The organism is Pseudomonas sp. G3-19 (genome assembly GCF_054855875.1).
Genome location: NZ_JBMPIQ010000003.1, coordinates 2,978,649 through 2,991,807, shown reverse-complemented (window position 1 = coordinate 2,991,807; position 13,159 = coordinate 2,978,649). Strand labels below are relative to the sequence as shown.

Here is a 13,159-nt window from a genome sequence, read left to right as displayed (position 1 = left end):
ATGGACGCCGTTACGCGGCGACGCCTGATCACGCTCATCGCCACGCTCGGTTGGGCCGGGCTGAGTATCCAGCTGTACCTGATTTTCCTTGCGCGGCTGAGTGTCGACGCCAGCCTGCTGGGCGGGCTGGTGAGTTTCTTCAGTTACTTCACGGTACTCACCAACACCCTGGTGGCGACCGTGCTGACCTGCGCTGTCACCGGGCGTGAATCCGCCGCACAGCGCTGGTTTCTCCAGCCATGGGTGAGCAGCGGGATTGCGGTCAGCATTGCGGTGGTCGGTCTGGCTTACAGCATTCTGCTGCGGCATTTGTGGCACCCGCAGGGCTGGCAATTTGTTGCCGACGAATTACTCCACGACGTGATGCCGCTGATGTTTCTCGGCTATTGGTGGTGCTGCGTGCCTAAAGGGACGTTGCGCCTGTGGCACCTGCCGCTGTGGCTGATCTATCCGCTCGTGTACTTCGTTTACGCCTTGCTGCGCGGGCATCTGCTTGGCGCCTACGCGTATCCGTTCATTGATGTGGCAATGCTCGGTTATACACAGGTGTTCATCAATGCCGGGGGGATATTGGTGGGGTTTGTGCTGATTGGCTTGCTGGTGATCGGGATCGACCGCTGGCAGTCAGGACGAAGTTAAAAGGTCAATGTGGGAGCGGGCTTGCTCGCGAAGGCGTCAGGTCAGTCAACATCATGGTTGAATGATCGACCGCATTCGCGAGCAAGCCCGCTCCCACAAGGGCAAATCACTCTTCTGCCGAACCCTCAGCCCGCCAGTAGCCGACGGCTTTGACGAACTGCTCATTGAGTCCATGCTCATCCAGCAGCACCCGGCGAATCTGTCGCGAAACCTTGGTCTCGGTCGCTACCCACGCATACAGATTGCCCTTGGGCACCTGCAGCTCTTTGACCGTGGTCAGCAGGTTGTCCTTGCCCCCGTCGCGCAGGACCCAGATCACATTGACCTGCGCCGCACTCTCCAGCACTTGTTGCTCGGCACCGTTCTCCACTTCGATCACCACCAGCGCCTTGCGATTGGCCGCCAGGCCTTCAAGGCGGCGGGCGATGGCGGGGAGGGCGGTTTCGTCGCCGATCAGCAGATAGCTGTCGAAGATGTCCGGCACGATCATCGAACCGCGTGGCCCGCCGATGTGCAGGAATTGCCCGGGTCTGGCCTGTTCAGCCCAGGTCGAGGCAGGGCCGTCGCCGTGCAGGACGAAGTCGATGTCCAGCTCGAGTTTTTCCAGGTCGTAGCGGCGCGGGGTGTAGTCGCGCATCTCGGGCAGCGGGCCGTTGTCCTTGCCGGCGCCGAGCACCATGGTCTCCAGCGCAGCGGTTTGTTCGGCATTCTGCGGGAACAGCAATTTCACGTGATCGTCGGTGCCCAGGCTGGTGAACCCGGCCAGCTCCGGGCCGCCGAGGGTGATGCGGCGCATGCGCGGGGTCAGGTCGACCACGCGCAAGACTTCGAGTTTGCGGCGTTTGATTTCGTGCATCACGCGATGAATGGTTTGCGTATCGACTGCAGTCATTCGGCTTTCTCCGGGGCAGTTTGAACGGCGGGGCCGTCGACGATGGCTTTGGCGGTGTCGTTGAGCAGCGCGGCAACCCGCTGGATTTCTTCCGCGCTCCAGCGTCCGTGGTGCAGTTGCAAGGCGTGGCGCAGGTTGTGCACCGCCTCGTGGATTTCCGGCGGCCGGTCATGGCCGCGCAACGAGCGTTTGCTGACGTCGATGCGCATGCGCACGCCGTCCAGCGCTACCGCTTGTTCGATTAGGGACAAACGACCGGCGTCGGTCACGCTGTAGCGTTTTTTGCCGGCCTCGGCGTCGCCGCTGATCAGGTCGCTTTCTTCAAGGAAGGTCAGGGTCGGGTAGATCACGCCGGGGCTTGGGCTGTAGGCGCCGTCGAACATGCCTTCGATCTGGCGGATCAGGTCATAGCCGTGGCACGGCTGCTCGGCGATCAGCGCCAGCAGCAACAATTTCAGATCACCGGGGGCGAAGACCCGTGGGCCGCGTCCACCGCGTTCGCGGCCGGGGCGTTTTTCGAAGCCGTCACGGCCGTCGCCGTGTTCGCGGTGATGATGGGGGGAATGATGGTCTCTCATTTTCCTGCTCTCTCGTCGTGTTTAGATACAACTTAAGATATATCTTTAGGCGTTGACAAGGGTTCCTGACCAACGGCGCTCACCTGACCGATCGAATCTGCGGTCGAAAAAACCGGAAAATGATCAAGAAAACGCAGTATTAAATCCCCCGGCAAAGGCGCAGATTAGTGCTGATTCTCTAATATTCCGTTTCGCCCTTTGTTTCCGGGAAAGTGTGGTACATGTCTTACGGAAGTTGCTACCAAGTTGTGGCGCATGCAGTCATTCGGCTGGCGCGCTGTAGCCTGCTTCTTACAGTTGGACAGGAACTTTCCTGAATTTTGCGGTTTTTTCTTTCTCATCTAATAGCGTCCAGGCTACAAGGTCGCAGGACGTTGCCTGCTTACTTTGAAGATAAATTGGTTGAATATTCTTCGGCGTTGAAAGTTAACGGTGAGCACTGACTGCTCGTGACTGTTCAGTTCGCCTTGACTGCTCGACGACTCAACTAATTTATATAAGACAGGTATTCAATGATGCTCAAGAAACTCGCCTTTGCCGCCCCTCTGACTGTCCTGGCCATGAGCGCCTCGATGGCGTTTGCCGCCACTGAAGCCAAGCACTCCATCAGTCTCGTGGCGCACGTGCCGGCTGACGACTTCTATGCGGTGCCGGTGGATGCCGATCTGGTCAACAAGGATCAGGACATGAGCTACAACCCGGCCACCAATTCGATGCGCGAAGTCAACGGGCACTTCGACGTGCTGCACACGGCCGGCAAGGTTCATGCACGTCTGGAAGGTGTGCCGAAGCTGATTGGCGGTAACAACACCATCGACCTGAAAGTCGAACTCAACGGCAAGACGCTGACCACCACTTCGCAGGAAGTGGTCGGTGATACCGAGTCCAATACGCGTTATCGCGCGCCCTTCAAGATCAGCGCTACCGGTGCCAAACCGGCCGCTGGCGATTACACCGGTGTGGTCATGCTGGTCGTCGAACCTTCGGTTTGAGTCATAACGGCAATACCTGACGTTACTTGTCCAGTAACGTAACCGGCCGGCAACTTTGAAGTTGCCCGGCCGGGCTTTTACTTCCGGTAATCAGAGTATTAATCCATGTATCCGATGACGCCCATCGCGGCTGCGCTTGCATTGCTTTTGAGCAGCAGCGTACTGGCGGCGCCGCCTCCAGTCGATAATACCCCGCGAAGTTTGCTGGCTCAGGCGAAAGGTCTTCCGGCGGACTTTGAAGAGCATTTCTTTGATGTGCCTTTGGCGGTTCGTGTCGAACTTGATCAACAACCGCTGGGCGAGGCAATGATTGTATTGTCGCGTGATGATCGCATTACCTTGCTCGACTTCACCGACACCAGTGACAGCCGTATCAGTGCCGCCGAGCGCGAAACCTGGGCCAGTCTCCTCAAATCCGGCGTAGCCCTGGGCAACTGCAGCGGGCAATGCCCCGAGCAACTGCTGGCGGTGCATTACAACCTGGAAAATTCACTGCTCTCGATCGCCACCGAAAACGCCGAGCGCGATCTGCAGACGCAACGCTTCCATGAGCAGCCCGAGGGGGGCAGCAGCGGTCTGATGCTGCGTAATCAGCTGAACCTCAATGGCGGCCAGAACCAGGATCTGGGCGGACGTTTCGGTCTGGAAGCCAGTGCCAGTCTCGGCAACTGGAGCCAGGCCTTCAATATGCAACTGGCGCGCCTCGGCGGGCCGGACACCAAGACCTATCATGCGGTACACGAGCTTTACACCCAGCGCGAACTGCAGGGCAGTTTTTTCCGCCTGGGCTATTTCACCCCTAATTCCGAAGGCCTGACCCGCCAGCCCCGTTCGTTCGGCACCAGCCCCGATACGGCGGTGGGTGTGATGTATGGCAGCTCCGACAGCCTGGCGGTCGACAGCCCGCGGCCCAGCGTCTACCCGATTTTCGTCACGGCCAATCGCCAGGCGTCGGTGGAGATCTATCGCGATGGCCTGCTGATCAATACGCAAGCCGTGCCGGCCGGTTTACAGACGCTGGATACCCGGCCCTTGCCCGGTGGCATCTATGAAGTCGAAGTGCGCCTGATCGAGGATGGCCAGACCACCGCGACTACTCAGGAGCTGGTCTACAAACCGGTGAACTGGCAAAACCTCGACCAGCGCTGGCGCTATAACGTGTTCGCCGGGCAGGAAAGCAAACTGCTGAGCAATTGGGAGGAACAGCAAAGCGGCGATCTCGCCGCCGGCGCTGCGCTCAACTACCTGCTGCACCCGCGCGTGATCCTTGGCCTGTCGGCGCGTCAGGTACGCGACACCTTGCAGTACGGCACCTCGATCGACTGGAGCCTGGCCGACAGCATCAGCCTCTTCGCCAATCTCTATCAGACCGAAGACCACGGCACCGGCGCCGATGTGCAGGGCCTGTACAACTATGGCGCCGGCAGTCTGGTGGTCAGCCACAACCGCAGCTGGCTCGATACCCGTAACAGTTACGACACGCTGCCCGACGGTACCCGGGTGCGGCAGCGCAATGTGTTCACCGGCGAAACCAGTAACTCGTCGCTGGCGCTCAACCACCGTATCAGCCGCAAGGATTCGCTGAGTGCGCGGGTCTCGCACAGTACAGGCAACGTCGAAGGCGTGGGCATGGACCTGGGCTGGACGCAGCGCACCGAGCTGTTTGGCAGCGATGCCAACTGGCGGCTGTCGCTGTTCGACCGGCCGGGCAGCTACAGCAGTGGCGAGGCGCGTAATCGCGGGATCGACCTGAGCATCAACATGGCACTGGGCGGGCCGGGGCAGCAGATTTCCGGCAGCATCGGCAGCCGCACCGCCCGCGATGGCGGGCGCGACAACAATGGCTCGATCGGCTATCGCAAGGATCTGCAGAATCACATTCTGCAAAGCGTTTCGGTCACGGCGCTGACCGACACCTACGGCGTCGGTCTTTCGAGCCTGGCCAACTTCCGTACCGACTGGGTCAATGGCGACGGCTTCGTGCAGCGCTCGTCCTACAACGGCAACTTCACCGGTGGCGTTAACCTCGACAGCAGCGTGATCGTCGGCGGTCAGCAACTGGTCATGACCAGCCAGCATCAGGGCCGTGGCGCCGGAATGATCGTCGATGTCGAGTCGGATATCACCGACGTCACCCTGCGCGCCGACGACCTCAGCGGCGGCAGTTCAGCGCTGCGGCCGGGGCGCAATTTCATCCCGCTCACGGCGTACCGCAACAGTTCGGTGGGCTTCGATTTCGAAGGCAATCATGTTCCGGCCGCCAACATCGAACCGTCTCGCGCCCGCTATCACCTGAACAAGGGCGGCGTGGAGTACCGCAAGGTGCGGGTGATGAAAACCGTCACCGTACTCGGACGCCTGCTCGACCCCCAAGGCCAGCCGCTCAAAGGCCATCACGTGATCAATCACGCCAGTCGCGGGGTCAGCGAAGTCGACGGGTTTTTCTCGATGGAGATGCACGCCGGCTCACCGACCCTCGAAGTGCGCTACGCCGATCAACTGCTGTGCCAGTTCCGGCTCGACCCCGACCAACACCGTAGCGAAAACAACGTGCTGATGATCGGCGATTTGCGCTGCTCGCCGGACACGTTGGCCGACGTCACCCAAAAGGCTCACACCGCGGGTTGATCCGGCCTGCTTCAGGAGATTTGCAGACATGAACGTCTCACCCTTGGCTACATACCTGCGTCGCGGGCTGGCCGCTGTTGTGCTGGTCGCCGGCACGGTATCTGCGGCTCACGCCGAACAGGTGTCGATCACCGCCGAGTTCAAGCCGGACTCGTCTTATCCGCACCGCAACAAGTTCCACAACACCACGCCTTCCAGTGGTTACTGCACCTACGATCCGGCGCAGTGCGAGCAGCACGAAATATTCAGCTTGCAGGTGCCGATTCAGTTCAACGCTCGTGCGCCGATTGCGGCGAATCATCCTTCGCCGCGGCAAGGGGCAACGTTTCAGGTACCCGTGCAGTGGCGTGAGCTGACGGTCTATCACGAGACCACCCGCGAGCCAAAAATCGTCAAGGTGCGGATCGTCGGTATCGGTTCGCGCTATGTGACCGAGAATGTGATGAAACTGGTGGAGGGCGCCGAAGACGATCGCAGCGCCCACAACCTGTTGTGGGGCTTGAGTTGGGTCTATGCTCCGGCGCCCTGTCAGTACAGCGGTGTGGGTTGGTTCTCCCCCGATTCATACTCGTTTTTCTGGAAAACGCCAGCGGCCGCTGCCTGCACCAAACAGGCGAAGTTCGATGTGCCGTGGCTGCGTCTGGAACACCTCGATTTTGCCTATGAACTGGTCACCCCCGACCCGCTGGGCATGTCGTCGGGGGACTACAGCGGTTCGCTGACCTACAGCGTCGGGCCGAATGCGGATTTCGATTTTGGCGATGTGATGTTGCCGTCGAGTTCGTCTCTGACCTTGAATTTCAATCTGAATGTACAGCACACCCTCAAGGTCGAAATTCCTCCCGGTGGCGAGAAAGTCCGCCTGGTTCCCAACGGTGGCTGGCAGAGCTGGCTGCAGGCCGGACGGCGGCCGGTCAGCCTGTTCCGCGACCAGACCTTCAACATCTCGGCGTCATCGCGTTTCAAGATGCTGATCAATTGCGGTCCCGGAGTAGGTGCCGAGTGCGGATTGCAGGACAGTAATAATTACCGTCGAGTCGAGCTGCACGTCAGCGTCAGCATGCCCAATGGCATAACCGATCTTGCCGGCCAGCCGGTGCGGCGCATGCCGTTGAAGCCCAGCGCCGGGAATGCCCTGTATTTCAAGCCCGGTTTTTATGTGGATCGAGCACCGGGAACCCTGCATTTCGAAGTTCGGCCGCATTCGATGGCAGAGATGCTGCAGCCCGGCGTGAGCGACAGCTATTCCGGCACTGTCATTGTGATCTGGGATTCGGATATCTGATGGGCCATTCAGCGATGAGTCGACTCGGCATTGTGTTCAACGACCAAGGAATCAAGGTGATGAAGCGTCTGGTGTTAGCAATGGTTTTGAGCGGGCTGCCCTTTGCCCTGCAGGCCGGCCCGCAGATCAATGTCGGGACGGTCTACGACTATCTCGACGGTGACAAGAGCACGTACCTGAAACGGGTATTCAACAGCGGCGACAGCACTGCATTCGTCAAGGTCAACATTCTCGAAATCCTCTATGACGCCGACGGCACCTCGCGGGAAATCGAGGTCAGGAGCCAGGCTGACATGAGCAGTCGTGACGGCCTGATGGCCAGCCCCGCGCGGCTGATCGTGCCGGCCAACGGCATGCAGGGTACGCGTCTGTTGATGATGGGTGAGCGTGATCGGGAGCGCTATTTCCGCGTGCGGTTCATCCCCGTTGTCCCGGAAAAGGAAGACGAATTCGCCGTGTCCGCCGAGGAGCGTGAGCAATACAAAACCACCTTGTCGGCCGGGGTCAACGTCATGACCGGTTTCGGTACGGTGTTCTTTGTGCGCCCGAAAGACAGCCGTTTCGACAGCGTGATCGAAGACACCCAGACAACCTATCGAGTGCGCAATAACGGCAACACCGTGGTGCTGATCGACGAGTTCCGCAATTGTGCGCTGAAAGACGAAACCGCCTGCCAGCCAACCACCAAACACCACATCCGCGCAGGCAACAGTTTCGAGTTCGACAAGCAGTCCGGACGCGAATACCGCTTCAATCTGGTGGAAGGCGAGAGCAAGAAGTCCCTGCGCGTAGCCGGCCAATCATCAGGGGGGGCCTGAAATGATCAAGCCATCGTTGATGATCCTGTGCGCGGGCGTTCTGACCCTGTTCAGTGCAGAATCGTTTGCGGCACGCGAAGAGCACCGGTTCGAGGTGTCGGTGGATATTCCGACGCTGGGTTTTTATGTGATACCGGCCGAAACGGACTGGATTCATCGTGAACAGATTCTGCCGTGGAATATCAGCACCAAGAGCCTCGGCGGAATGCGCAAACACTTCGACCTCAGGCACGACACCAGTGCCATCGAGGCCCGCCTTGAGAACGCCGCGTTTCTGTCCAATGGTCGCGAGGAGCAGAACATTTATCTGCGCGTCAGCTTCGCCGATACCGTGCTGACTCACGAGACGCCGCGTCAGGTGGTTTCTGCAGAGCAGGCCAGGGCCGGCGGGCGTTATGCGCTGGAGATCCAGCCGATCACGCCCGCCGGCGGCTACAAGCCGGGGAATTACTATGGCAACGTGCACCTGATCTTCAATGCGGCGGCACCCTGAGGTGGCACGGCCTGCCCGATGTGCAACGGGCAGGCCGGCACGCCGTCATCAAAGCCCGGCGCGGGTCAGGGCTTCACGGGTCAGGCGACGCGCGAGCTCTTTTTCGTCATCCGCCAGATCGACCAGCAGCCGCTCGAACAGCGCGTCGCTGATCGGTTCTTCATTGAACACCACGGTTGCCGGCGCCGGCAGATCGTTCATCAACGTCTTGAGCTGTTCGCGCAAGGCTGCGCGTTCCTCGGCCACGGTCGATTGCACCCACTGGCGCTGGATCTCGCGCAGCGATTCAAGGGCTTCGTAGCGGTGCTGGAACAGACGCTTGTTGCTTTCCAGGCGCACGGGATAGCGCTCGCTCAAATACTCTTTCCAGAAGTCGAGCTCAAGCATCTGGTTGACCAGGCCATCACCTTCACCCAGCGCCAGTACCGTGTCGCAGGCCTGATCGATCATCGCGTCAGTGACGCCGGACACCGCCCGGTACAGCATGCCCTCGGACTGCCAGGGCAAGCCGAGACGTTTGGCCAGGCCGGTCTGGTAGGCCAGATAAACTTCCACGTCGTCGGGATTGCCGCCACGGCTGGCGACATCGGCCCGGGCGATTTCGTTGACCTGTTCCAGGCGCGCCGCGCCTTTGGCCAGCGTCACCAGCTTCAGTTCCAGTTCCTTCGGCTCGACCGAATAGGCATGCGCCTCGTAGGCCAGTACGTTCACCCCCATGTGGTTGAACAGCTGCGTACCGGCATCGGCGCAGTCCACCGGCGCCACCACCATGGTGAACAGTTTTTCGCGCAAGCGACTGTCGACGTGCACGGCGTCGAGCATGCGCCAGACGCGTTGCATCAACTGCTCGCGCGCCGCTCCGCCCGCGCGGAAATCGGCAAACTCACGCACGCTGAGCAACGTCGCCATGAACGGTGCGGCCATGGGATCTTCCACCAGCTCTGTCCACGGTGTTTCGCGATCAATGCCCCAGCCCGGCACGTCGGACCAGTAATCGGCGCCATAGTTGGAGATGATCGAGGTGCCCGGGATGGCGACCGGCATGATCGGCTCCGGTGGCAGTGCCATCGAACGGCGACTGTCCTGGTAACGCAACTGGTTGAGATCAGACAGGGCCGCGACGTCCAGACGCGTGCGCGCCACCAGCCATTGCCCATCGGAACCGCTCGGCACGTCGGGGATTACCGTCAGCGGGTTGCCGCGCAGATCGAGCAGCAGACCGCGTGGCCGAGGCTTGGCCAGAATGCCGTCAGGCCAGGTGGTCAGGCCGGTGTTCTTCAGCGCCACCACCTTGAGGCGCGGCATGCGCGACAGATCAGGCGACAGCCCCAGCGGGTTGTCGTCCATTCTCAGCACTTCGAGGTAGGTCAGGCTGCCCAGCCGTTCGACGGCGGCGCGGTCCAGCACAATGTGGTTATTGTTCAGACGCAGACGTTCGAGGCGGGGCATCGTGCTCCCGATGCGTTCCGGCAAGCGCGTCAGCTCGCAGTATTTGGCACTCAGCTCGACCACGTTCGGAAAGTCTTTGAGCAGGCCGTTGGCGTCGGGGGAAAACCGCGCGTTGTCGAGATTGAGCAGCGTGACCTTGTCGAGAAACTTCTTCAGCGGCGGACGTTTCGCCCACCAGGTTTCCAGATCCGTGGAGAGCAGTTCCAGCGACAGGTCCAGCGCATAGGCGGACGGATCGGCGCGGTTGCCCAGGTGCGCGTTCTTGCGTTCGAAGCAGTTCAGCAGACTTTCGTAGATATGCAGCCCGCCACCGTCACGGAACCCCTGACTGCCCGGCCCCCAGCTCTCCGGTTGCTGATAGCGCCAGCGATGGACGATGACCCGCAGTTCATCGAGTTCATCTTCATGTGCCTCGATGGCCTTGAGCGGCTCGCCGCGTTCGGTCAGGGCATTGGCAAACGCTTCGACCTCGCTCGGGCTGAAATGCGGATGCAGATCCTGGATGCGTTGCTCCAGCGTGGCGGCATTGCGGCTCAGGCCCGGGCCGCGCACCAGAAACAGGGTGTTGTATTCAGCGATCGGGCGGATCGGCGGACTGGCGAGTAGCGTGCGCCGCTCGCTGGGGGCCTGGGTTCTGGCGATGATCCACTGCTTGAACGGTTCGATGTCGTCGGTTCGATACCCCAGGGCACTGCGGCCATCGTGATTGATTGCCTGCAGGATTGCCTCGTACAGGCCACTGGCAGGGTGGATCGGCAGGTCCGCGCCATCGCGCACTTGATAGCGATCGGCAGCGACCCGCACCAGCACCCGGACGCGCTCGGCGACCGCAGCACCGGCTTCGCAGCGCAACTCGCCATCGAACGTGCCTTCACGGATTTCAATCCGCAGCGCCCCGAAGGTATCGCTGTAATGCCGCAGCGCGCCGAGGATCAGCCGTTCGCTGTCGATATTGCTCAGGGCTTCCTGCTGCAAACCCTGGGCGGCGCGCACGGACTGCAATTCAAACTGCACCTCGCGGGCGATCGTGCGCAAACGCAAGGGCAAACGACGTTGCGCCGTGGCTTGCTGCTGTTCCAGCGGCCGGGCATGGGACACCACCCGTTCGGCGAGAACCGGCGTCAACTGTGGACAATCCACCAGCACCTGGCTGGCCGCCGGCGACAGTGGCGCGTCGGGCTGCACTGGCCGCGCCGGGCCAAGTCGATCCAGCGTATCGCTGAGCAATGGCGGCGGCGGGGTGTTGTCGACGTGCATGCGGCGCAGCATGTCGTCGTCGGTGCCGGTCAGCAGGCGCATGTGCTCCAGTTGCGCGTCGCTGAAACCATCGGTGCGATGGCCGATGCGTCGCATCAGTTTTGGTCCGTCCCACAGACGCGGGCTTTCCGTTTCACAGACCCAGGCCCCGTCGGCGTTGTGTGCAAGCGTCGGTGCGTAGGCCCGGGGACGTCGCGGATGGCGCAGGCGGTGTTTCCCGGAAGCCGGATCCTTGGTCACCTCGAACAGGTGTTGATCCAGGCGCAACAGGTGTTTGTCCCCCAGCGTATGAACGCCGTGCGCATCGGGGCGGGCCGGGCTCGGCAGGGTCTGTTCCGGCAGACGATAGGGCTCCAGATCCGGATTCCACAGGCGGGTCTGGCCATCGGCCAACTGCACCGGTTTCAGGCCTTCGACAAACGACGACAGCTTGACCCGTGCGACACGTCCCAGGCTGGCGCCAGCGGCGAAGGCGCCGAGCTGGACGATGCTTTGCAGCACGCCAATGGCTTGCTCACCCGCTTCGGCCAAATGCCCTTCGGCCATGTCGACGATGCCTTCAAAGACGCCGTCGAGCAGTTGATACGTGGTGTAGGCCAGCATCAATTCGCCGAGTCCCGGCACCAGCGGGGTCACCACCAGCAGCGCCAGGTTGAAGATATCCGAGAGGATTTTCCCCAGGTTGTCCCACCAGGCCCAGCGGGCCATGCGGTCGGCATACTCGGTGGAAATGGCGATCTCCCGGGCGTCATTGAAAATCTTGTTGAGCTTCTGCTGCTGGAAGTAGGCCCAGAGACTGCCGGTGTAACGGGTATCGCGGTCGTCCTGGATTTTTGTCAGGCGAAAGCGCAGATCGGGGTGATCCACAGGCGTTTCGCGCCAACTGGGCAGGTGGGTTCCCGGCGGTACGGCGTGCCATTTCACGGTGCTCAGGCGGGCGTTCAACCCTGCAAAAAAATGCCCGCGTTGCTGATGGTTGACGAACTGGCTGAAAAACCGCTGATAGCTGCCGGCAGCGTCGCGGTCGCGCAGTTGCCGCGTCAGTTCCGCCATGAAGTCCAGCGCCGAGGGGTATTGTTTGAGCGGGTGTTCCGGGTCATGGGGCACATAGGCAATCACCGGAACCGGGGTATTGGCGGTGTCCACGTCAGGGGCTATTAGGGTGATACCGGTCAGCGCCGTATCCATCATGGCGAGGTTGTAGTAGTTGATGGCTCGCCCGCGCCAGCGCAGGTTGCGCCGATCATCGAGCATGCCCTGGATGACCTCGTAGGCGTCGCGGTCAATGTCCTTTTTCGCCAGGGCCAGCTGGGCACAGACGCTCAATGTACTTTTCTGGCTGAAGATGACCCGGTATTGCAAAACCTGGCGGGCGACACGGTTGCCCGAGCGCAGAAAATCGTTGAGATGCTGCTCGTATCGGGCGCCGATATTCAGCTCGCGGCACAGTGACTTGAACTGCTCGATACTCACTTTGTGCTTGAGCGGCCTGACCGTGAAGTGGCCGTTGGCATCGGGGCGGGTAATGAACTCCGAGGCCGGGCTGAACGCTTCATCACGGGAAAAATTATGCAATGCAGCGTCGAGCAGCGAGACGGTCCGGCTGGTGGTTGCACCGGCAAAGTCATGGGCCCACCACGCGCTGTTGACGGGGGCGTACAGGCGCAACCAGGTGTTCTCGACGTCGTCCTCGACGCCGAAGCTCTGTCGCAACGCCTGCTGTAATAACGGTTTGGCGAAGGCGTAGACGTCTTGCAGACTGCTCAAGGCCTTGTCCACGTCGTTTTGTGCTTTCCAGGCATTTTGCATCTGCTGTTGCAGACGCCGATGTTCGGCGTCCGATACCTCTTGATACCAGGCCGGCAGTTTCAGTCGGTGCAGCTGCAATTCATTGACCCGCTTTGCTGAGCTTGCGCGCAGCCAGGCCGGGATGGCTTTTTCGATCGTCTGATAATGAACACTGACATCCGGTGAGACGAGGTGCGCCGTGCGTGGCGGTTGCCCCTGCGGGGAAAGGGTGGGCATTGCTGGATCGTCCTTGATCAAAAATGGAACGATCAGCCTAGGCAAGGACAGTGGGTGAAAAAAGCGCAAATACCCGGTTGAAAGCGCCGGGGTTGCGCACGGA

9 protein-coding genes are annotated in these 13,159 nt (G+C 60.9%); 6 read left to right on the top strand and 3 right to left on the bottom strand.

From position 1 onward, the window contains the following. Entirely contained in the window at nucleotides 1–639 is a 639-nt protein-coding gene (locus tag ACOYXI_RS13675) for a Pr6Pr family membrane protein (RefSeq protein ID WP_098965445.1), read from the top strand. Between the two features lie 106 nt (nucleotides 640–745). On the opposite strand, the gene ACOYXI_RS13670 is transcribed toward ACOYXI_RS13675, so the two are convergent. Further along, nucleotides 746–1,531, bottom strand: coding sequence for a siderophore-interacting protein (locus tag ACOYXI_RS13670; RefSeq protein ID WP_461674962.1), 786 nt, complete (start codon nucleotides 1,529–1,531; stop codon nucleotides 746–748). Then, complete coding sequence (locus ACOYXI_RS13665; RefSeq protein WP_139054248.1) at nucleotides 1,528–2,109, bottom strand: PadR family transcriptional regulator; 582 nt, start codon at nucleotides 2,107–2,109, stop codon at nucleotides 1,528–1,530. Before ACOYXI_RS13665 ends, ACOYXI_RS13670 begins: the two co-directional genes overlap by 4 nt. A 515-nt stretch (nucleotides 2,110–2,624) precedes the next feature. Between ACOYXI_RS13665 and ACOYXI_RS13660 the strand changes: the two genes are divergently transcribed. The 5 genes from ACOYXI_RS13660 (at nucleotide 2,625) to ACOYXI_RS13640 (ending at nucleotide 8,325) form a co-directional block, all read left to right on the top strand. Next, nucleotides 2,625–3,101 (top strand): CS1 type fimbrial major subunit, encoded by a 477-nt coding sequence (locus ACOYXI_RS13660; protein WP_177416203.1) that lies wholly within the window; start codon nucleotides 2,625–2,627, stop codon nucleotides 3,099–3,101. Nucleotides 3,102–3,206: 105 nt separating this feature from the next. Continuing rightward, a complete protein-coding gene (locus ACOYXI_RS13655; protein ID WP_461674961.1) occupies nucleotides 3,207–5,729 on the top strand; it encodes a CS1-pili formation C-terminal domain-containing protein in 2,523 nt (840 codons plus the stop codon). Between the two features lie 28 nt (nucleotides 5,730–5,757). Further along, on the top strand, nucleotides 5,758–7,014 hold the full coding sequence (locus tag ACOYXI_RS13650; protein WP_461674960.1) for a hypothetical protein: 1,257 nt from the start codon (nucleotides 5,758–5,760) through the stop codon (nucleotides 7,012–7,014). A 59-nt stretch (nucleotides 7,015–7,073) separates the two neighbouring features. Continuing rightward, entirely contained in the window at nucleotides 7,074–7,832 is a 759-nt protein-coding gene (locus tag ACOYXI_RS13645) for a molecular chaperone (RefSeq protein ID WP_461674959.1), read from the top strand. A 1-nt stretch (nucleotide 7,833) separates the two neighbouring features. Beyond that, nucleotides 7,834–8,325: a CS1 type fimbrial major subunit gene (locus ACOYXI_RS13640; protein WP_135296487.1), complete on the top strand. Its 492-nt coding sequence runs from the start codon at nucleotides 7,834–7,836 to the stop codon at nucleotides 8,323–8,325. Nucleotides 8,326–8,373: 48 nt separating this feature from the next. Here the strand turns inward: ACOYXI_RS13640 and ACOYXI_RS13635 are convergent, their stop codons facing one another. Then, the gene (locus ACOYXI_RS13635; RefSeq protein WP_461674958.1) at nucleotides 8,374–13,056 is read right to left on the bottom strand and encodes an NEL-type E3 ubiquitin ligase domain-containing protein; all 4,683 of its coding nucleotides are present in this window, start codon (nucleotides 13,054–13,056) and stop codon (nucleotides 8,374–8,376) included. Nucleotides 13,057–13,159 lie beyond the last annotated feature (103 nt).